This window comes from Microbacterium sp. HJ5 (assembly GCF_054824025.1).
In genome coordinates, this window is sequence record NZ_JSYE01000002.1 from 1 (window position 1) to 19,900 (window position 19,900).

Annotated in this window: 19 protein-coding genes; 6 read left to right on the forward strand and 13 right to left on the reverse strand. The window is 70.4% G+C overall.

The features are described from left to right. The 3 genes from OB08_RS00545 to nusA form a co-directional block, all read right to left on the reverse strand. On the reverse strand, positions 1-91 hold a 91-nt coding region (locus tag OB08_RS00545; protein WP_461471092.1), incomplete at its 3' end, for a translation initiation factor IF-2 N-terminal domain-containing protein. 77 nt (positions 92-168) lie between these two features. After that, a complete protein-coding gene (locus OB08_RS00550) occupies positions 169-441 on the reverse strand; it encodes a YlxR family protein (RefSeq protein ID WP_461471035.1) in 273 nt (90 codons plus the stop codon). A gap of 30 nt (positions 442-471) precedes the next feature. Then, entirely contained in the window at positions 472-1,461 is a 990-nt protein-coding gene (gene nusA / locus OB08_RS00555) for a transcription termination factor NusA (RefSeq protein ID WP_461471037.1), read from the reverse strand. 164 nt (positions 1,462-1,625) lie between these two features. Here nusA and OB08_RS00560 point away from each other — a divergent pair, with 164 nt between their 5' ends. From OB08_RS00560 to OB08_RS00570, 3 genes are all read left to right on the forward strand, one after another. Beyond that, positions 1,626-1,772, forward strand: coding sequence for a hypothetical protein (locus OB08_RS00560; RefSeq protein WP_461471039.1), 147 nt, complete (start codon positions 1,626-1,628; stop codon positions 1,770-1,772). A gap of 47 nt (positions 1,773-1,819) precedes the next feature. Beyond that, positions 1,820-2,641, forward strand: a complete 822-nt coding sequence (locus OB08_RS00565) for a DUF1206 domain-containing protein (RefSeq protein WP_461471041.1) — start codon at positions 1,820-1,822, stop codon at positions 2,639-2,641. 67 nt (positions 2,642-2,708) lie between these two features. Then, positions 2,709-3,233 carry a pyridoxamine 5'-phosphate oxidase family protein gene (locus OB08_RS00570; RefSeq protein ID WP_461471043.1) on the forward strand — a complete coding sequence of 175 codons (525 nt, stop codon included), beginning with the start codon at positions 2,709-2,711 and terminating at the stop codon, positions 3,231-3,233. A 62-nt stretch (positions 3,234-3,295) separates the two neighbouring features. Here the strand turns inward: OB08_RS00570 and OB08_RS00575 are convergent, their stop codons facing one another. The 6 genes from OB08_RS00575 to OB08_RS00600 all read right to left on the reverse strand — a co-directional run bounded on the left by OB08_RS00575 (position 3,296) and on the right by OB08_RS00600 (position 11,448). Beyond that, positions 3,296-5,353 (reverse strand): PhoX family protein, encoded by a 2,058-nt coding sequence (locus OB08_RS00575; protein WP_461471094.1) that lies wholly within the window; start codon positions 5,351-5,353, stop codon positions 3,296-3,298. 127 nt (positions 5,354-5,480) lie between these two features. After that, a complete protein-coding gene (locus OB08_RS00580; protein WP_461471045.1) occupies positions 5,481-6,536 on the reverse strand; it encodes an LOG family protein in 1,056 nt (351 codons plus the stop codon). A gap of 44 nt (positions 6,537-6,580) precedes the next feature. Further along, a complete protein-coding gene (locus tag OB08_RS00585; protein WP_461471047.1) occupies positions 6,581-8,380 on the reverse strand; it encodes a proline--tRNA ligase in 1,800 nt (599 codons plus the stop codon). Between the two features lie 144 nt (positions 8,381-8,524). Then, positions 8,525-9,667, reverse strand: a complete 1,143-nt coding sequence (locus OB08_RS00590) for a hypothetical protein (RefSeq protein WP_461471049.1) — start codon at positions 9,665-9,667, stop codon at positions 8,525-8,527. Further along, complete coding sequence (locus tag OB08_RS00595) at positions 9,658-10,194, reverse strand: RNA polymerase sigma factor (protein ID WP_461471051.1); 537 nt, start codon at positions 10,192-10,194, stop codon at positions 9,658-9,660. Before OB08_RS00595 ends, OB08_RS00590 begins: the two co-directional genes overlap by 10 nt. A gap of 66 nt (positions 10,195-10,260) precedes the next feature. Next, on the reverse strand, positions 10,261-11,448 hold the full coding sequence (locus tag OB08_RS00600; protein ID WP_461471053.1) for a benzoate/H(+) symporter BenE family transporter: 1,188 nt from the start codon (positions 11,446-11,448) through the stop codon (positions 10,261-10,263). A gap of 103 nt (positions 11,449-11,551) precedes the next feature. Between OB08_RS00600 and pcp the strand changes: the two genes are divergently transcribed. After that, the gene (gene pcp, locus OB08_RS00605; RefSeq protein WP_461471055.1) at positions 11,552-12,193 is read left to right on the forward strand and encodes a pyroglutamyl-peptidase I; all 642 of its coding nucleotides are present in this window, start codon (positions 11,552-11,554) and stop codon (positions 12,191-12,193) included. A gap of 12 nt (positions 12,194-12,205) precedes the next feature. On the opposite strand, the gene ispG is transcribed toward pcp, so the two are convergent. Continuing rightward, complete coding sequence (ispG, locus tag OB08_RS00610; protein ID WP_461471057.1) at positions 12,206-13,357, reverse strand: flavodoxin-dependent (E)-4-hydroxy-3-methylbut-2-enyl-diphosphate synthase; 1,152 nt, start codon at positions 13,355-13,357, stop codon at positions 12,206-12,208. A 96-nt stretch (positions 13,358-13,453) separates the two neighbouring features. Between ispG and OB08_RS00615 the strand changes: the two genes are divergently transcribed. Further along, on the forward strand, positions 13,454-14,686 hold the full coding sequence (locus OB08_RS00615) for a low temperature requirement protein A (protein ID WP_461471059.1): 1,233 nt from the start codon (positions 13,454-13,456) through the stop codon (positions 14,684-14,686). 172 nt (positions 14,687-14,858) lie between these two features. Continuing rightward, positions 14,859-16,784: an anthranilate synthase family protein gene (locus OB08_RS00620; protein ID WP_461471061.1), complete on the forward strand. Its 1,926-nt coding sequence runs from the start codon at positions 14,859-14,861 to the stop codon at positions 16,782-16,784. A gap of 12 nt (positions 16,785-16,796) precedes the next feature. On the opposite strand, the gene OB08_RS00625 is transcribed toward OB08_RS00620, so the two are convergent. The 3 genes from OB08_RS00625 to OB08_RS00635 form a co-directional block, all read right to left on the reverse strand. After that, positions 16,797-18,053, reverse strand: a complete 1,257-nt coding sequence (locus tag OB08_RS00625; RefSeq protein ID WP_461471063.1) for an RNA polymerase sigma factor — start codon at positions 18,051-18,053, stop codon at positions 16,797-16,799. Next, entirely contained in the window at positions 18,050-18,421 is a 372-nt protein-coding gene (locus OB08_RS00630) for a YciI family protein (protein ID WP_461471065.1), read from the reverse strand. The genes OB08_RS00625 and OB08_RS00630 overlap by 4 nt, the downstream gene beginning before the upstream one ends. Positions 18,422-18,503: 82 nt before the next feature. After that, entirely contained in the window at positions 18,504-19,853 is a 1,350-nt protein-coding gene (locus OB08_RS00635; protein ID WP_461471067.1) for a M50 family metallopeptidase, read from the reverse strand. Positions 19,854-19,900: the final 47 nt, after the last annotated feature.

Sequence of the window (19,900 nt, forward strand, 5' to 3'; positions counted from 1 at the left end):
ACGACGGGCTCTTCACGAACTCGCCGAGCTCCTTGAGCTTCGCAAGGGCGACCTTGCTGTCGACGCCGAGTTCGGAGGCGATCTCGTGCACGCGTGGTTTGGCGTTTGCCACAATTCTCCTGTCTGGGGTCCACCCAGGCAGGGCAGACCATTAGTCGCGGACGGGTCTCATTTCGAGCCGTTCACTTTGTTTCCATAGCCGTTCAGCCGTTTCTCGATGGTCTGCGTGTCAAGCGGGCCTGACACACGGAGTGCCCGTACGAACGCGCGGCGCCGAATCGCGGCATCCACGCATTCGCTCGTCTCGTGCACCCACGCGCCCCGCCCCGGCATCACCGCGCGCTCGTCGGGGACGAGCACGGAATCGATGGAGACCACCCTGAGGAGGGAGGACCGGTGAGCACGCGTGCGGCATCCGACGCACGTTCGTACAGGCTCCATCTTACACCTCGGGCGCGGGCGCTCCGGTCGTCACGCCTCTTCGAGGATGGAATCGGGCTGGATGTCGATCTTGGCGCCAGTCAGCTTGGCGGCCAGGCGGGCGTTCTGCCCCTCCTTGCCGATCGCGAGCGACAGCTGGTAGTCGGGCACCAGGGCGCGCACCGCCTTGCTGGACGCATCGAGGATGAAGCTCGACGTGACCTTCGCGGGTGAGAGGGCGTTGGCCACGAACTTCGCGAGCTCGGGGTCGTAGTCGACGATGTCGATCTTCTCGCCGCCGAGCTCCTCGGTCACGGCGCGCACGCGGCGGCCGAGCTCGCCGATGCAGGCGCCCTTCGCATTGATGGTCGGGTCGTTGGCCTTGACGGCGATCTTGCTGCGGTGCCCCGCCTCACGGGCGAGCGACACGATCTCGACGAGGCCCGCGGCGATCTCGGGCACCTCGAGGGCGAAGAGCTTGCGGACCAGGCCGGGGTGCGTGCGCGAGACCGTGATCTGCGGACCCTTCGTGCCCTTCGAGACCGACGTCACGTAGACGCGCAGACGCGAGCCGTGCGGGTACTCCTCGCCGGCCACCTGCTCCTCGGGCGGGAGGATCGCCTCGACGGTGCCGAGGTCGACGTGGACCATGCGCGGGTTGGGTCCCTGCTGCACGACGCCGGCGACGATGTCGCCCTCCTTGCCGCGGAACTCGCCGAGGACGGCGTCGTCCGCGATGTCGCGCAGACGCTGGCTGATCACCTGCTTCGCCGCGAAGGCGGCGATGCGGCCGAAGTCCTCGGGAGTGCTCTCCTCCTCGCCGATGACGATGCCTTCGTCATCGAGGAGCGGCACGAACACCGCGACGTGACCGCTCTTGCGGTCGAGCTCCGCGCGGGCGCCCTCAGGGAGCTCCCCGGTCGGCGAGGTGTGCTTGGCATAGGCCGTCAGAATCGCCTGCTCGATGATCCGAACGAGTTCGTCGAAGGGGATCTCCTTCTCACGCTCGACGGTCCGCAGCAATCCGAGATCGATGTCCACTCTGGCCTCCGTATTCAGCTCTCACCGGCGCGTCCAGCCGCCGGAACCCTCTTACGTTACCGGATGCCGCACCCGCCCGCGCTGGGAAGCGCCTGGTACGCCCCACCGGAAGATCACCCTCTCCGCTGCTGTCCCGCGCGGGCGCCGACGGCCATACTGAGCGCGTGAACGCTGTGAACGAGTGGCTGGTCACGTGGGGCGACAACCTCTGGAACTGGATCGTGCTCCCGGTCGTGGTGCTGCTGGGTCTGTACTTCACGGTCCGGTCGGGCGTCGTGCAGCATCGCGACCGTCTGCACAAGTCGGGCTGAGGACGCAACCCCGCCCGGCGGGCAGCGCCCGGCCGTAGGCTGGCCGGATGTCGGCCCCCACCGCGAAGGCCGCCGCGCGCGAAGCGGAGGCCTCCCCCGTCTTCGAGGTGTTCGCGCGTGCAGGGTACGTCGCCAACGGTCTCGTGCACATCCTGCTCGGGATCATCGTGCTCGTGGTCGCCTTCGGCGGCGAGGCCGAGGGCGATCAGGCGGGTGCGTTCAAGGCGATGGCGGCCGCCCCGCTCGGCTTCGTCCTGCTGTGGCTCATCGCGATCGCGCTCTGGGCACTGGGCCTGTGGCATGCCGCAGAGGGAATCCTCGCGCGCGATCTGTCGGGCGACACGAAAGGTGCCGCACGGAAGTGGGGCCGCCGCTCAGCCGAATGGGGCCAGGCCGTCGTCTTCATGGCACTCGGACTCATCGCCGCCGCCGTCGCGCTCGGCGCGCGGCCGGACGCGGAAGAGACCGCCGAGGAGGCGAGCCGCGGACTCATCGACATCTGGGGCGGCCTCATCGTGCTCTTCCTGATCGGACTGGGGATCGGCATCGGGGGCGTCTCTTTCGTCGCGATGGGGCTTCTCCGCAGCTTCCACAAGCGCATGGACATCCCCGACGGTGGCGTCGGTCGCACGGTGGCGGTCATGGGCGTCGTCGGCTTCATCGCGAAGGGGGTCGCGCTGGGAATCGTCGGCGCGCTCCTGATCGTCGCCGCCGTGAGCACGGACGCCGACACCGCTGGCGGCATCGACGGCGCCGTCGACGCGCTCCTCACTCTCGCGCTCGGGCCGCTGCTCGTCGGTGTGGTGGGCATGGGGTTCATCGCGTACGGGCTGTTCACCGTCGCCCGCGCGCGGTACGCCCGGATGTGACGTCGGGCCGCGGCATCCGCTTGTCAATACCCTGGCGGCCGGCGCCCGACCCCGCGAGCGTGGAGGCATGACCGAGACAACCCAGCCCACGGAGACCACCGGCCCCGAGGCCATCGCCCGAGTGAAGGAGCTCGTCGAGGACATCGACTTCACCATGCTCACCACCCTCGACGCCGCGGGCAACCTCGTGAGCAGGCCGATGAGCACACGTCAGATGGACGACGCCGGCGACATCTGGTTCTTCACGCTCGACGACACGAAGAAGGTCGCCGAGGCCGAAGCGGATCCCGGGCACGACGTCGGGCTGGCGTACATCGACGCGAAAGACCACCGCTACGTCTCCGTCGCCGGGCGCGCGACGGTCGTCCACGACAGGGCGAAGATGAAGGAGCTCTATTCCCCCGACCTGAACATCTGGTTCGAGGACGGACTGGACACCCCCGGCATCGCGCTGCTGCGGGTGACGCCGAAGGAATGCGAGTTCTGGGAGCCGCGCCACGGGAAGCTCGTCACGGCGGCGGGGATGCTCAAGGCGCTCGTCACGCGCGACACCCCCGACGACACCATGCGCCACGGTCGCGTGAGCTGCTGACGCACCTCCGCGGACGAGGAGGGCGGCCCCGGGATCACCGGGACCGCCCTTCATGTGCGTGGTCAGGCGCGGTACACCTGCACCACACTCGGTCGCGGCGCGTTCGGCACATCGCCGGGCTCCGCCGAGCCGTAGTCGGGGAAGAGCGACGTGGGCGAGGCGACCGTGCCGCCCTCTCCGGGGTGCTGCACGGCGACGAACACGAGACCTTCCTGGTCGTGGATCACCGGCCCGCACGTCTCGGCCTCACGCGGCACCGACAGGAACTGCTGCACGTGCCCGCGCTCGGCGCCCTCGAGCGGCACCAGGAAGAGGCCGTCGTTGTAGCCGATCGTGCTGGGCGCACCATCGGTCGAGATCCACAGGTTGCCCGCCGAGTCGAACGCGACGTTGTCGGGGCATGAGATCGGCGAGACCAGGTGCTTCGGGAACCCCGCGAAGTAAGAGTTCGCGAACACGTTCGGGTCTCCGCACAGGAGCAGGATGCTCCATCCGAACGTGGTTCCCGCCTGACCCGCCATCTCGGTCATCTCGATGACGTGGCCGTAGCGGTTGCCGGTGATCGGGTTCGCCTCGTCGATGGTCGCGGCGGAGCGCGCCGAGTTGTTCGTGAGCGCGAGATACACCCTGCCGGTCTTCGGGTTGGGCTCGACATCCTCCGGGCGATCCATCTTGGTCGCGCCGACGGCGTCGGCTGCGAGGCGCGTGTACACGAGGACCTCTTCCGTCGTGAACCCCGCGACGACGCTCTCGCCGTTCTGCGTCAGCGGGATCCAGGTGCCGCTGCCGTCGAATGCGCCGTCTGCCGGCAGCGCCCCCGTGCCCGTGATCTCGGAGGCGGGCGAGTCGCCCGAGAACTTCGCGACGTAGAGATCCCCCTCCGACAGGAGAGTCAGGTTCTTCTTCCGCGACCCCGAGATCCTGTTCTTCGACACGAACTTGTAGAGATAGTCGTTGCGCTCGTCGTCGCCCATGTACGCCACGACGCGACCGTCCTCGGCCACGATGACGTTCGCGCCCTCATGCTTGAAGCGACCCATCGCGGTGTGCTTCTTCGGGGTCGACTTCGGGTCCTGCGGGTCGATCTCGACGATGTACCCGAAGCGGTTCGGCTCGTTCGCATAGCCCGGATCATGCGCGTTGAAGCGCGGGTCGTACGTCTCCCAGCCCGTGGACGTCGATGTAGACGACGTCGACTGATAGCGCTTCTGCGCAGCGGTGTTCGCGGCCCACGCGAAGTAGCCGTTGAAGTTCTCCTCGCCCGATAGGATCGTCCCCCACGGGGTCGTGCCGCCGGCGCAGTTGCCGAGCGTGCCGCGCACCCAGCGGCCCTCCGGATCGGCCGCCGTCTTGACGAGGTCGCTGCCCGCGGCGGGCCCCGTCAGCTCGAACACCGTCTCGACGGTGACGCGGCGGTTGCGCTTGCCCCCGACGACGTACGACCACGGCTCGCCGGTGCGGCGGCGCGTGATGTCGACCACCGCCATGCCCTGCGCCGCCTTGTAGATGTCGCCGCGGCGACGGAGCTCGGCCGCATCGGACGTGGGCGCGAACATGATGTTCGGGTTGACGTACTCGTGGTTGGTCACGAGCACGCCCGTCTTGCCGCTGGGGTCGGCGAGGATGTCGAGGTAGTCGCAGTTGTAGCCGAACTGCAGCGCCTGCGCCTCAGGGCTCTGCGCGTCGAGGGAGAACGCGGGGGCGTTGGTGAACATCGGGTCGCCCCAGCGGATGATCGGCTGCCACGAGTACCCCGCCGGGACCGTGAACTCGTCGACGCTCGCGACGACGGGTGCGATGGGCTCGAACGCGAGCGCTCCGCGACCGGGACGTCCGAATGCCGCGCCGGCGCCGCCGACACCCGATGCGGAGGCTCCCGACACCGGTGCCTGCCCGCCTGCTGCGGCGAGCGCGACGGCCACGGCGCCCGCGGCGCCCAGGCCGAGAAGGGCCCGGCGCGACAGCGCGATGCGCGCCACCTCCTGGAACGTCTGGTTCTGCGACGTGTTGCACTCGGGGTTGGTGCACGCGTTCGCGCACTTGAGCTGACACGTCACCCCCAGCCGCTTGCCTCGTGCGTGGTCTGCGAGCGGAAGCGTCCTGCGATGGTTCTCGATGATGCTCACGTTGTGTGCCCTCCCTGGCGATGCGACCGCGCCAGCATCCTCGCGCGCCGGGACGGCGCGGCGACGGGAAGGTGAACGGAGGGCGACCGCCGGATGAGAACGTGCTCATCCGGCGCAGGGGTCACGCCGCGCGCGCGGGTCCTTTGGGGGCGCTGGGGAGATCGTTGAGCGCCCGGATCAGGAGATAGAGCGAGCCGACCTTGAAGTGGTCGAAGCGCATCACGAGGCGGGGCAGGTGCACGCGGGCATCGTCGTCCGCCTCCTGCCGCAGCGGCGCGGTGCGCTCGATCGTCCCCGACGCCAGGAGCGTCCCGAACCGCTCGTTGAGCGCCTCGACCTCGGCGTCCGTCGGTTCGGCCTTCAGCCGCAGCACCAGGCGGTCGCCCACCCAGCGCAGCGAGTCGTAGTTGCGCCAGAATCCGGTGATCTCCTGCGCCGCCGCCTCGACCGAGTCGGTGAGCAGCAGCCGGTCGAAGTCGCCCGGAGAGATGAGGCCGGATCCGGCCAGCTCCTCGTCGACGAAGCGCTGCAGCCCCTGCCAGAAGCTTCCACCAGGCTTGTCGAGCAGGACGATCGGCGTCGGCTCGGCCTTGCCCGTCTGCTGCAGCGTGAGCAGCTCGAACAGCTCGTCGAGGGTGCCGAAGCCGCCGGGTACGCAGACGAATCCGTGGGACTCCTTCACGAGCATCAGCTTGCGCGTGAAGAAGTACTTCATCGCGACGTTCCGCGCGTTCTCGGCGATCACCGTATTGGGACGCTCTTCGAACGGCAGCCGGATCGACACCCCGAGCGACCGGTGGGATCCCGCTCCCTCCGCAGCCGCCTGCATGATGCCCGGCCCCGCGCCGGTCACGACGAGCCAGCCGCTCTCGGCGAGCGCCTCGGCGACGTCCGCCGCGGCGCGGTAGACGGGATCGTCGGGCCGCGTGCGGGCGGAACCGAAGATCGTCACCTTCGGCACGCCCGCGTAGGGTGCGAAGTGCTCGAACGCCGCGCGCATCTCCGACAGCGCGGCCGTGGTGATCTTCAGGTCCAGGCGGCTGGCCTCGTCGAGCCCGAGCCCGACGCCCGTGACCAGGATTCGGGCGATCAGGTCGACGTTCTCGGTGATCCCCGCGTCGGCGATGAGCGCACGGACGTCTTCGGTGACCTCTGGCGGCACGACGGAGTCAGGCATGCATCCAGCGTCGCATGACCGGGAGCGGAGTGGGGCGGCGCAGGCTAGGTCGTGCGGAAGCGCTCGACGACGTCGGCGACCGACAGCGCCTCGCGATCACCGCTACGACGGTCCCACAGCTCGACCTGGCCCTCGGCCGCACCGCGCCCGACGATCACGATCTTGGGGACGCCCACGAGCTCGGCGTCGCCGAACTTCACGCCGGGCGAGACCTTGGGCCGGTCGTCGTAGACGACATCGAGTCCGGATGCCTCGAGCTCGGCAGACAGACGTTCGGCGACCTCGAACGCCACGGCGTCGCGACCGGCGGCCACGACGTGCACGTCGAACGGCGCGACCGAGGCCGGCCAGACGAGACCCTTGTCGTCGTTGTTGAGTTCGGCGAGGTTGGCCAGGATCCGCGTCACGCCGATGCCGTACGAGCCCATGGTGACGGTGACGAGCTTGCCGTTCTCGTCGAGCACCTTGAGTCCCAGCGTCTCGGCGAAGAACCGGCCGAGCTGGAAGACGTGGCCGATCTCCATGCCGCGTGCGAGCTCGACGGGTCCGGAGCCATCGGGCGCGGGGTCGCCCGCGCGGACGTCCGCGATCTCGACGAAGCCGTCACCGGTGAAGTCACGCCCCGCCACGAGGGTGTGGACGTGCTTCTCGTCGATGTTCGCGCCGGTCATCCAGGCGCTGCCGTCCACGACACGCGGGTCGAGCAGGTAGCGGATGCCGGTGGCCGACTCCTCGCCGAGGACGGCGCCCGTCTCGGACCACGGGCCGATGTAGCCCTTCACGAGAAGCGGGTTCTTCTCGAAGTCGTCGGCCGTCGCCGCTTCGACGGCAGCGGGAGCGAACGCGACCTCGGCACGCTTGTCGTCGACCTCGCGGTCGCCGGGGATGCCGACGATCACGAGCTCACGCGTGCCGTCGAGGTGCGTGAGGGCGAGCACGACGTTCTTCAGCGTGTGTGCGGCGGTCCACGTGGTCGCGCCCTCGGTGACCGGGCCGGCGATGCCGGAGGCGGGTGCGTCGAGGTGCGCGTTGGCATGGTCGACCAGGGTCTGGATCGTCGGGGTGTTCGGTGAGTCGAAGATCACCGGAGCGCCGATGCCGTCGAATGGGATCGCGTCCGGGACGACCGTCGTGAACGCCTCCACGTTGGCCGCGTAGCCGCCGGCCGAGCGCACGAACGTGTCTTCGCCGACGGGGGTCGGGTGCAGGAACTCCTCGCTGCGGGCGCCGCCCATGAGGCCGTTGTCAGCGGCGACGATGACGTACTCGAGGCCGAGGCGCGCGAAGATGCGCTCGTAGGCGTCGCGCTGCGCCTGGTACGAGGCATCCTGTCCCTCGTCGGTGTAGTCGAACGAGTACGCGTCCTTCATCGTGAACTCGCGTCCGCGCAGCAGGCCGGCGCGGGGACGCGCCTCGTCGCGGTACTTGTCCTGGATCTGGTAGATCGTCAGCGGCAGGTCCTTGTACGACGAGTAGAGGTCCTTCACGAGGAGCGTGAACATCTCCTCGTGCGTCGGCGCCAGCAGGTAGTCGGCGCCGCGGCGGTCGTGGAGGCGGAAGATGCCGTCGCCGTACGAGGTCCAGCGCCCGGACTGCTCGTAGGGCTCGCGGGGCAGGAGTGCCGGGAAGTGCACCTCGTACGCACCGGCGTTCGCCATCTCCTCGCGGATGATCGCCTCGATCTTCGCCTTGACCTTCAGGCCCAGCGGCAGCCACGTGAAGATGCCGGGCGCCGCGCGCCGGATGTAACCGGCGCGCACGAGCAGGCGGTGGCTGGCGACCTCGGCGTCGGCCGGGTCTTCGCGGAGAGTGCGGAGGAAGTAGTGCGAGAGACGGGTGACCACGAGCGACAAGTCTAGGGGCGGGGGCAGAACGGATGCCGCGCCCCGGCGTCGGGGCGCGGCATCCGTCCTCTCACCTTGTCGACACCGGCTCAGTCCTGCGTACGCCAACCGCGGCACCGCACGGACATGACGTCGGGCCGGGCTTCAGCCCAGGTGTTCCAGCATCGCGGCTGCCAGCGGCGCGAACGGCTCCCCATCTTCGACTCCGGCGCTCTCCTGACCGGACAGCTGAACGATCAGCAGGTTCACGCCGTCCGTAGCAACCAGGCCAGCCCGCGTGGCCACCGGAACGTCGTCCATGACGACCACGGCCTCACGCGCTCCGTCGACATCCACGGGCTGCGCGCCCTCCGAGCGTGCGATGCCGGTGAACGCGGGCGCACCTCCGGGGATGACGCGCACCTGGACCTGGTCCCCCTCGGGAAGCTCCCACGTACACGCCTCTGTTGCGTTCGCCCGCTCGTAGATTCGCTGCGACACGTCCGGGTCCGTCGAGAAGTCCTCATCAAGCGCCATGGCGGTTCCAGAACGGCCCAGGAGACCGGCGATGTCCACCTCGTTCAGAAGGGCACAGGCCGGCAACGACCACCACTCGGACGTCGGTGCGGCGGGTCGCGGCTCGGGGGCATCGGCGATGCGTGTCGTCAGAGACTCGGCGAGCGGCGCCAAAGCGGCCTGATGATCCTCGACGCTGGTGATGCTGAACCATGTCGAGCCCACCGCGCCCGTGACGTTGCACACTCTCGCGCCCTCGCCAGGAACGCAGACGGCGTCGGACCTGCCTCGCGCGTACTCCTGAGGCACGACCGACTCCGGGTAGACCGCGACGGCGAAGTACGGCGACCAGCTCTCCTCGGCCCATCGGCACTCGATCCCCCCGAGCACGTGGGGATCTCCCGCATCCCAGCGGTACTCCACCGGCTTCATGTCGAGCCCGAACGCCGTCGACACTTCCTCCTCCGACAGGACGTTGGCGCAATCCCCACCGAAGGCGACCACCCCCGCCGGATCGAGCTCAGGGGTCGGCGTCGGGGTGGCCGTCGCACGGGGCGTCGGCACATTCTCGGTCGGCGACGGAGTGGACAGGACGGGGTCCTGCGAGCGCAGGGCGACGCTCGTCACCACAGCGCCGCCGGTGATGCCCGCCACCAGCACGAGCGCGACGGCGCCCGCGACAATCTGCGTGCGGTGCTTGCCTGCGGGTCGCACCCGCTGCGCCCCCGCGAGGACGAGGTCGCGCATCTCGCCGTGCTCGCGATCGGACAGACGCTCGTCGTTCAGGCCCATGATGCCTCCATCACCGTCATCTCTTCTCGCAGCCGCGCCTTCGCGCGCGCCAGCCGGGACTTGACCGTCCCGACCGGGATGCCGAGAGTCTCTGCCGCGGCACGCTCGGGGTAGCCCTCGAGCACCGTCAGCACGATCACGCTCTGCTCGCGCGCCGGCAGACGCTTGAGCGCAGCGAGCACACCCGTCTCGTCCGGCGCCGACGGCGCGCCCACAGGGGCGGCTGCCGGCGTGCGGGCGATGAGCGCGCGGTAGCGCCGGCCCGAGCGCTCGAGGTTGCGCGCCGCGTTCGAGGTGGTGTTGAGCAGCCACGGCAGCGGCGAGCCGTCGACGAGCCTCACCGCAGCCTGCTTGCGCCACAGCTCGAAGAACGCGATGGTCACCGCGTCCTTGGCATCCTCGCGGGCCGTCAGCAGCCGCCGCGCGTGCCGGAACAGCCGCGCTTCGTGACGGTCGAAGAGGGCGCCGAGCGCGGACTCGTCGCCCGCGCGCACCCGGGCCCACAACGCCGCGTCAAGTTCGTCCATACCCTGTAGTGTCCGGGATTCCCGGATGGGTTCACACGGATATCACCGACATGTGGAGAGCAGCCCTCAGGCCCTTCGCCGCCCCACGGGGAGCACCGTGCGCACGACGAGCCCCGCGACCAGCGCCCAGAACGCCGCGCTCACACCGGCGATGGAGACTCCGGATGCCGCGACCAGGAACGTCACCACGGCGGGCAGCCGCTCCCCCGGATCGTCGATCGCCTGTTGCACCGCCGAGCCGAACGCAGCGAACAGCGCCAGCCCGGCGACGGCGGGGATGACCGCCTCCGGGGCGAGGAGCACGAGCGCGGCGAACGCCGCCGACGCGGCGCCGAGCACGAGGCTCGAAGCGCCCGTCGACACCCCCGCCACCCAGCGGCGCCGAGGGTCGGCGTCGGCGTCGGGTGCGGCGGCGAGCGCGGCGCTGATCGCCGCGAGGTTGATCGCGTGGCCCCCGGCGGGTGCGCCGAGCGCCGTGCCGATGCCGGTGACCAGCATCGCCGGGCGCCAGGGCACCTGGTACCCGAAGCTGCGCATGATCGCCACTCCCGGCACGTTCTGCGAAGCCATCGTGACGATGTACAGGGGCACGGCGATGCTCACCAGCGCGCCGACGGTGAACGTCGGCATGGTCAGCTCGACGCGCGGCAAGAGGAGAGCGGGGTCGATGGTCGCGCCGTCGGCGGCGAGCGAGACTCCCACCACGATCGCCGCGGCGACGAACGCGAGCGGCACAGCCCATCGCGGCGCGAGACGCACGAACACGAGCCACGTCAGCACGACGGGCACGACGCCCCACGGGTTGACGACGATGCCGGTGATGGGGGCGAGGCACAGCGGCAGCAGCACGCCGGCGAGCATCGCCTGCGCGATCGAGGGCGGGATGCGCGAGATGATGCGCCCGAGGTGCGGCCAGAGCCCGGTCAGCACGATGAGCGCGCCCACGACCAGGAAAGCCCCGACCGCGGCCGGCCACCCTCCTTCGACGACGCCCGTCGCCGCGAGCAGTGCGGCCCCCGGCGTCGACCATGCGACGGTGATGGGCATGCGATAGCGCCACGCGAGCACGAGCGAGCCGAGTCCCATGAGGACGCACACCGTCAGCAGTCCGCTCGCCGCCTGCGCAGGGGTGGCGCCGACCGCCCTGAGCCCCGCCAGGACGATGACGAACGAGCTGGTGAATCCGACCAGCGCCGTGACGATGCCGGCGGTGATGGGCCGGGAGAGCGGATCGCCTGCGGCCGTCGCGTTCACGCCGGCACCTCGGTGGGATCCGGGGTGAGCGCGGGCATCGCCCGAGTCTAGTGGCGGCTCCGGCGGCCGCCCGTCTCGCACCCCGAGCGCCTACCCTGGAAGCGTGACGACCCTCCTGCTCACCGGCTTCGAGCCCTTCGGCGGCGACGCCGTCAACCCGTCGGGCGATGCCGTGCGAGAGGCCGCCGCGAGGTGGACCGGGCCGGAGACGCTGGTGACCGGCATCCTGCCCGTCACCTTCGAGGGTGCACCTGCACAGCTGAACGCGCTCATCGAAGAGCACTCCCCCGACGTCGTCATCGCGACGGGCCTGGCGGGCAACCGGTCCGTCATCTCGGTGGAGCGGGTGGCCGTCAACCTCCTCGACGCCCGAATCGCCGACAACGACGGCGCGCAGCCCGTGGACGCCCCGAGCGTTGCCGGAGCGCCGGCGGCCTACTTCGCGACGCTGCCGGTGAAGGCGATCGCACGGGGCATCTCCGCCGCAGGGGTCCCGTCGGAGGTGTCGCATTCGGCGGGGACCTTCGTGTGCAACCACGCGATGTTCGCCGCGCTCCACGCGGCCGCCGAGCGCTCGGGGCTGCGCGCGGGGTTCATCCATGTTCCGTGGGCTGCCGAGCAGGCGCCGTCGACGGATGCCGCGTCCCTCCCTCTGGCCGACATCGTGCGTGCACTCGAGATCGCGGTGCGCACCAGCCTGGGCGTGCACGAGGACCTTCCGGTCAGCGCCGGCACCCTCTCCTGACCCGGAGAAGCGTCAGGTCGTGACGACCTGGGCGGTGCCGACCGGTGCGTCCGGCCCCATCTCGTCGGCGATGCGGTTCGCCTCTTCGATGAGCGTGGCCACGATCTCGGCCTCGGGCACGGTCTTGATGACCTGGCCCTTGACGAAGATCTGGCCCTTGCCGTTGCCCGACGCCACGCCGAGGTCGGCCTCGCGCGCCTCGCCGGGCCCGTTCACGACGCAGCCCATGACGGCGACGCGGAGCGGGACGGTCATGTCCTTCAGTCCCTCGGTGACATTGTCGGCGAGGGTGTAGACGTCGACCTGCGCGCGTCCGCACGACGGGCACGACACGATCTCGAGCTTGCGCTCGCGCAGGTTGAGCGACTGCAGGATCTGGTGTCCGACCTTCACCTCTTCCGCAGGCGGGGCCGACAGCGAGACGCGGATCGTGTCGCCGATGCCCTCGGAGAGGAGGATGCCGAACGCGGTTGCGCTCTTGATCGTGCCCTGGAAAGCGGGACCCGCCTCCGTCACGCCGAGGTGCAGCGGCCAGTCACCCCGCTCGGCGAGCATGCGGTACGCCTTCACCATGACCACCGGGTCGTTGTGCTTGACCGAGATCTTGAAGTCGTGGAAGTCGTGCTCCTCGAACAGCGAGGCCTCCCACACGGCGCTCTCGACCAGGGCCTCCGCGGTGGCCTTCCCGTACTTGGCGAGAAGTCGCTTGTCGAGCGAGCCGGCGTTGACGCCGATGCGCAGCGAGACACCGGCCGCCTTCGCGGCCGCCGCGATCTGCCCCACGTTTCCGTCGAACTCGCGGATGTTGCCGGGATTGACGCGCACGGCGCCGCACCCCGCATCGATGGCGGTGTAGATGTAGCGCGGCTGGAAGTGGATGTCGGCGATGACCGGGATCTGGCTCTTCAGGGCGATGATCTTCAGCGCGTCCGCGTCGTCCTGGTGAGGGACGGCCACGCGGACGATCTCGCAGCCCGATGCGGTGAGCTCGGCGATCTGCTGCAGCGTGGCGTTGATGTTGGTGGTCTGCGTCGTCGTCATCGACTGGACGCTGACCGGCGCATCGCCGCCGACGAGCACCTTGCCGACGCGGATCTGGCGGGTCTTGCGGCGGGGGGCGAGGACTTCGGGGACCTTGGGCATCCCGAGATTCACAGCTGGCACGCCCCCAGCCTACGCGGGGCGACCCGCGGTCGGCTGGCCGTCGGCTGAGCGGATGCCGTGACCCGGCCCGCCCGCCGGGCGGTGTAGTTTTCCCGCATGAGCTCGAGCCACCACGTGCGCCGCATGACGGGTCGCGACCCCCACGAGGCGCATCGAGCGGCGACTCCGCTCGAGCTGCTCTTCGATCTGACGTTCGTGGTCGCGTTCAGCCAGATCTCGTCGCAGAGCGCCCATTTCCTCGAGCTGGACCACGTGGGGACGGCCCTCATGGGCTTCGCGTTCGCCACCTTCGCCGTCACGTGGGCGTGGATCAACTACTCGTGGCTGGCGTCGGCGTACGACACCGACGACGTCTACTTCCGCGTGGCGACGCTGGTGGTGATGGTGGGTGTCCTCGTCGTCGCGCTGGGCGTGCCGCCGCTGTTCGCGTCCATCGACGAAGGCGTCTTCCTCGACAACACGGTGATCGTGGCCGGATACGTGATCATGCGCATCGCCACGATCGCCCTCTGGGTGCGCGCGGCCGTGCACGACGAGGCCCGTCGGAGGACGTGCATCGCCTATATCGTCAACATCTCGATCGCGCAGATCGGGTGGATCGCGCTGATCTTCCTCAGCATGCCGGTGGGCATCACGCTCATCTTCACGACGCTGCTCATGCTCTTCGAGCTCGCGGGGCCGCTGTTCGCCGAGCTGCGGTTCGGCCGCACGCCATGGCACGCGCACCACATCGCGGAGCGCTACGGCCTGCTCGTCATCATCACGCTCGGGGAGGTCATCCTCGGCACCATCCTCGCGATCTCGGCCGTCGTGACCGAGGGCGGCTGGACGCTGGAGGCCGGGCTCGTCGCGATCGGCGGCACGGCGCTCGCGTTCGGCATGTGGTGGATGTACTTCGCGATCCCGTTCGGAGCGGTGCTCGCCCGGCACCGCGAGCGGGGCTTCGTGTGGGGTTATCTCCAGATCGCGCTCTTCGCGTCGCTGATCGGCGTCGGGGCGGGGCTGCACGTCGCCGCCAACGTCATCTCGCACCACGCGCACGTCGACGCCACCTTCGCGATCCTCACGATCGCGATCCCCGTCCTGGCGTTCGAGACGCTGCTGTTCGCGCTGTACGCCCTGCTGGTGATGCAGTGGGACTGGTTCCACCTGTGGCTCTACCTCGGCGTCATCGCCTTCCTGACGGCGGGCGTCGTCGCCGTCGCGCTCGGAGCCTCCCTCGGCGTGGGGATCATCATCGTCGCCGTCTCGCCCGCGATGGTCGTCGTCGGCTACGAGACGATCGGCTGGCGTCACGGCGCCGCGATGCTCGAGCGCGCGACGAGCTGAGCGCCACGTCATCGAGCGGATGCCGCCAGCACCCGTGTGGTAGGTTCGGCCCATGTCCGCGACCCTCACCTGGTGGCTCACCGCATAGGCGGTGGGTTCGCGCGACCTCAGACCGCCCTCGTGGCGGTCTTCTTTTTCGTAGGGCGACCGCCCCCACGACGAAAGACCGATCATGACCGGGCCCGCTCCCCTCTCCCTCCGTGAACTGGCTGCGCAGGGCGTCCCGTTCGCGCTCATCGCCCGCGACGGCGTCACCGTCGAGGTGCTCCTCGGCGAGGTGGCCGACGTCGGCGCCCTCGCCGACATCCCGCTGGCCGACGATGCCGGGCGGGCCCGCGAAGTCCTCGCGCTGGTGCCGTTCCGGCAGGTGGTCGAGCGCGGGTTCGAGTGCCACGACGACGGCGCGCCCCTGCGCTGCCTGATCGTCACCGAGCGCGCGCAGCTCCGCCGCGAGGACGCGCTCGACCAGCTCCCGACCGAGCCCGTGCCGCTCGCGGACGCCGGCTTCGACATCGCCGACGAGGCGTATGCCGACATCGTCCGCCGTGTCATCGCCGACGAGATCGGTCGCGGCGAGGGTGCGAACTTCGTCATCCGCAGGGACTTCACCGCCGGTGTCGACGTCGACCCCGCGATCGCGGCGCTGACCTGGTTCCGCGCATTGCTCGAGTACGAGCGCGGCGCGTACTGGACCTTCGCCGTCGTCACGCCCGGCCACGTCGCCGTCGGCGCGAGCCCCGAGGCGCACGTGAGCGCGCAGGACGGCGTCGTCACGATGAACCCGATCTCGGGCACGTTCCGTCACCCTGCCGGCGGCGCGACCGCCGAGACGCTCAGCGAGTTCCTCGAGTCGACGAAGGAGACGGAGGAGCTCTTCATGGTCGTCGACGAGGAGCTCAAGATGATGTCGGCCGTGTGCTCCGACGGCGGACGCATCACCGGACCCCACCTCAAGGAGATGTCGCGCCTCACCCACACCGAGTACGTGCTGCGCGGACGCAGCCGTCTCGACCCGCGCGATATCCTCCGCGAGACGATGTTCGCGCCGACGGTGACGGGTTCGCCGATGCAGAACGCGTGCACCGTCATCACGCGCCACGAGCGCTCCCCGCGCGGCTACTACTCGGGTGTCGCCGCTCTGTTCACGCCGAGGGACGCCGCAGCCGACGGCGAGCCGACGCACGACCTCGATGCACCCATCCTCATCCGCACCGCGTACCTGCGGGACGGCCGGCTCCGCGTGCCGGTCGGCGCGACGCTGGTGCGCCACTCCGATCCGTACGGCGAGGTGGGCGAGACGCACGGGAAGGCCGCGGGCGTGCTGGGCGCGATCGGCGCGATCGCGCGCGACATCGCCGCCGAGCAGCCGGTCGCCATCGACGAGGACGCCCCGGCATCCGAGCCTCGGCGCCTGGCCGACGATCCGGCGATCGCCACGCTGCTCGCCTCGCGCAACGCGCGCCTCGCCGCGTTCTGGCTCAACCCTCAGGCCTCAGGCGAGGCGGGGCCCTTCGCGGGGCGGTCGGCCCTGGTGGTCGACGCCGAGGACCGCTTCACCACGATGCTCGCGCACCAGCTCCGCCACCTCGGCCTCGATGCGCGCATCGTTCCGTGGAGCGAGGTCACCGACGCCCAGATCGACGACGCCGAGCTCGTGGTGTCGGGGCCTGGGCCGGGCGACCCGCGCGACGCGTCGAGCGCGCGCATGCGACGCATGCGCGAGGTGGTCGCGCGTCGCCGTGCGTCGGGCCGCCCGATCCTCGCCGTCTGCCTGAGCCATCAGATCCTCGCGGACTCGCTCGGCATCGAGCTCGCGCCTCTCGCCTCTCCGCACCAGGGGCTGCAGAAGACGGTCGACGTGTTCGGCGAGCCGGCCTCGATCGGCTTCTACAACACATTCACCGCGCGCGTCCCCGCCGGCACGGCCACCGTCGACGAGACCGCTGTCGCCGCCGACCCCGTCACCGGCGACGTCTACGCCCTCCGCGGACCGGGTTACGCCTCGGTACAGGGCCATCTCGAGTCGATCCTGTCGCGCGACGGCATGACGACGCTCGAGCGGCTGATCTCGCACGCCCTCGCCCCCGTCGACGCCTGACCGGATCGGGCGTCAGCGCACCCGCGCCGCGATGAGGCGCCGCTCGGCCTCGTTCGCGGTGAGCTCGAGCGCGCGCAGGTCGGCCGCGAGCGCCTCGTCCTCGCGACCGAGATCGCGCAGCAGTGACGCCCGCACGGCATGCCAGAGGTGCGACCGCGCGAGCGCACCCTCGAGTGCGTCGACCTCGGCCAGCGCAGGCTGGGGGCCGTCGACCCGGGAAAGCGCCACCGCCCTGTTGAGCCGGACCACCGGTGAGCGGTCGTAGGCCAGCAGCATGTCGTAGAGCGTGATCACCTGCAGCCAGTCCGTGGTGGTCGCGTCGACGGCATCCGCATGGCACGCTGCGACGGCCGCGTGCAGCTGCCACCGCCCCGGACGGCGCAGGCGCGCGGCGCGCTCGAGCACCGCTCGCGCCTCGACGAGGAGCGCGGCGTCCCAGCGCGTGCGGTCCTGGTCCTCGAGCAGCACGAGATCGCCGTCGACGGCGCGCGCCGACTCGCGCGCGCGGTGGAAGAGGAGCAGGGCGAGCAGCCCCAGCGCCTCCGCTTCGCGCGGCAAGGCTGCTGCGACGACCCGTGCGAGCCACACGGCGTCGTCCGCGAGATCGCGGTCGGCCGAGGCATCCTTCCCGGCGATCAGGTGCGCCTCGCTGTACATCACCGACACGGTCGTCAGCACGAGGTCGAGACGCTCGGCCCGCTCGGGACCCTCGGGGATCCGCAGCGGGATGCCCGCGGCGCCGATCTTCCGCTTCGCCCGCACGATGCGCTGCCCGACGGCGGCGTCCGCGCTGAACGTCGCCCGCGCGATCTGCGCGGTCGTCAGGCCGCACACCGCGCGCAGCGTGAGCGCGAGCTGCGCGTCGGGCGACAGTGCGGGGTGGCAGCAGCCGAACAGCAGCGGAAGCCGCTCGTCCGCGTCGGGCTGAGCGACGTCGGGCTGATGCACCCCGGCGTCGACCGGGGCGATCAGCGCGAGCTTGTCGCGCAGTCCCTTCTCCCGGCGGATCCTGTCGAGAGCGTTGTGCCGGGCGGCCTGCGTCAGCCAGGCGCCGGGCTTGGGGGGGATCCCGCGCTCCCTCCACTCGCGCAGCGCCTCCTCCACCGCCTGGGCGACGGCGTCCTCGGCGACGTCGAGGCTCCCGAACGAGCGGGTGAGGGCCGCGACGATGCGGCCGGACTCCTCGCGGACCACGCCCGCGAGCAGGAGATCGGATGCCGCGACCCCGCCGCGCTCGTCGCGCGGGGCCGCGGCATCCGATCCGCTCACTGCTCGAACTGGCTGTAGTCGACGACCATGGGGCGCACCTCGACGGCCACGCCGGGCAGCTCGAGGGCGGGCCAGGTCCGGGCGATCGCGATGGCGGCGTCGAGGTCGGGCGCGTTGATGACGCTGAAGCCGCCGATCACCTCCCGGGCCTCCGAGAACGGGCCGTCGGCGACGACGGGGCCGCCCTCGCCCCCGTGCTTGACAGTGGTCGCGGTGGTGTGCGGCTCGAGCTCGGCGCCGGAGTCGTCGATGTGCGCGGCGTTCTCGCCGAACCACTCGTAGATCCGCCCGTAGACGGCCTGGGCGCGCTCGGGCGGCACGGCGGCGTCGAGCTCGGGGGTGCTGGTGAACATCAGGACGTACTTCACGGTCGTGGTCCTTTCGTCAGTGGAACCGTTTCATCCCGACAGCGAATGGACAAGACCGATTTCGACAGGTCCGTGAAGTTTCCTACGGGCCGAAGAGCGACACCGGGTTGACGATGTCGGCGAGGATCAGCACGGCACCCATCGTGATGAGGGCGATCACGACGACGAACGTGACGGGCACGAGCTTCGTCGCGTCCACGGGCTTCGGCGGCGGGCGGTGGAACACCTTCGCCCACACCCGCTTGATCCCCTCCCACAGCGCGACCGCGATGTGTCCGCCGTCGAGCGGCAGCAACGGGATGAGGTTGAAGACGAACAGCGCGATGTTGAGCGCGGCGAGCAGCTCGAGGAACCCCGCCACCCGGTTGAGCACAGGAGCATCCGCCGCCGCGACCTCGCCCGACAGACGTCCGGCTCCGACGATGCTGAGCGGCCCGTTGGGGTCGCGCTCCTCGCCCGTGACGAGAGTGGTGCCCGCCTGCCACACCTTGACCGGCATCTGCCACATGACCCCTGCCACGGCGACGACCCGTTCGCCCGTCGCCTGGGCGGCGACCCATACCGGCTGCTTCAGGTACTCGACCTCCTGCCGGATGCCGGCGATGCCGACCTCCTCGGTCCGCGGCTCGCCGTTCTCGTCGAGCACCGCCCGGCCGCGTTCGTCGGTCACCGTCTGCTCGACCGGCGCGGGGGTCACGGTGAGCGTCTGAGTCGCCCCGTCGCGCTCGACGGTGACGGCGATCGCCTGCCCGGGGGACGCCTGGATGAGGGTGGCCGCGTCGGCGAAGGTCGAGGTCGGCTCGCCGTCGATCGCGACGATGACGTCTCCGGGACGGATACCCGCCGCGGCGGCCGGGGCGGCCGGATCGGACGCCTCGCAGGCGGTGCGGTCCGACCCCGACGGGATGATGCACTCGCTCACGCTCGACACGGTGGTCGTCGCGGTCTGCACGCCGATGCCCGACAGGAGGATCGCGAAGAGCACGACGGCGAACAGCAGGTTCATGACCGGGCCGCCGAGCATGATGACGACGCGCTGCCACACCGGCAGCTTGTAGAAGACGCGGTCGTCGTCCTCGTTCAGGAGCGTCTCGTCGTTGGCGGCGCGGGCGTCCTGGACCATCGTGGCGAAGAATCCGCCTCCGGCACGACCCGTGCGGTGACCGGATGCCGCGGCCTCCCGCTGCTTCGGTGAGGGCGGATACATCCCCGCCATCGAGATGTAGCCGCCGAGCGGGATGGCCTTCACGCCGTACTCGGTCTCGCCGATGCGCCGAGACCACAGGGTGGGTCCGAAGCCGATCATGTACTGGCCGACGCGCACACCGAACTTCTTCGCCGGCCACAGGTGGCCGAGCTCGTGGAGGGCGATCGAGACGGCGAGGCCGACGACCATGAGGACGACGCCGATGACGAACGCGAGTGCTTCCACAACCCACACGGTACCCGCGTCGGGCTTTGAGTTGGCCGTGACCGCTC

What these genes read in the sequence shown, in the direction of transcription:
- OB08_RS00550 (WP_461471035.1), bottom strand. Translation starts at nt 441, where the DNA reads ATGGAGCCTGTACGAACGTGCGTCGGATGCCGCACGCGTGCTCACCGG.
- OB08_RS00565 (WP_461471041.1), top strand. Translation starts at nt 1,820, where the DNA reads ATGTCGGCCCCCACCGCGAAGGCCGCCGCGCGCGAAGCGGAGGCCTCC.
- OB08_RS00570 (WP_461471043.1), top strand. Translation starts at nt 2,709, where the DNA reads ATGACCGAGACAACCCAGCCCACGGAGACCACCGGCCCCGAGGCCATC.
- OB08_RS00580 (WP_461471045.1), bottom strand. Translation starts at nt 6,536, where the DNA reads ATGCCTGACTCCGTCGTGCCGCCAGAGGTCACCGAAGACGTCCGTGCG.
- OB08_RS00590 (WP_461471049.1), bottom strand. Translation starts at nt 9,667, where the DNA reads ATGGGCCTGAACGACGAGCGTCTGTCCGATCGCGAGCACGGCGAGATG.
- OB08_RS00595 (WP_461471051.1), bottom strand. Translation starts at nt 10,194, where the DNA reads ATGGACGAACTTGACGCGGCGTTGTGGGCCCGGGTGCGCGCGGGCGAC.
- OB08_RS00615 (WP_461471059.1), top strand. Translation starts at nt 13,454, where the DNA reads ATGAGCTCGAGCCACCACGTGCGCCGCATGACGGGTCGCGACCCCCAC.
- OB08_RS00620 (WP_461471061.1), top strand. Translation starts at nt 14,859, where the DNA reads ATGACCGGGCCCGCTCCCCTCTCCCTCCGTGAACTGGCTGCGCAGGGC.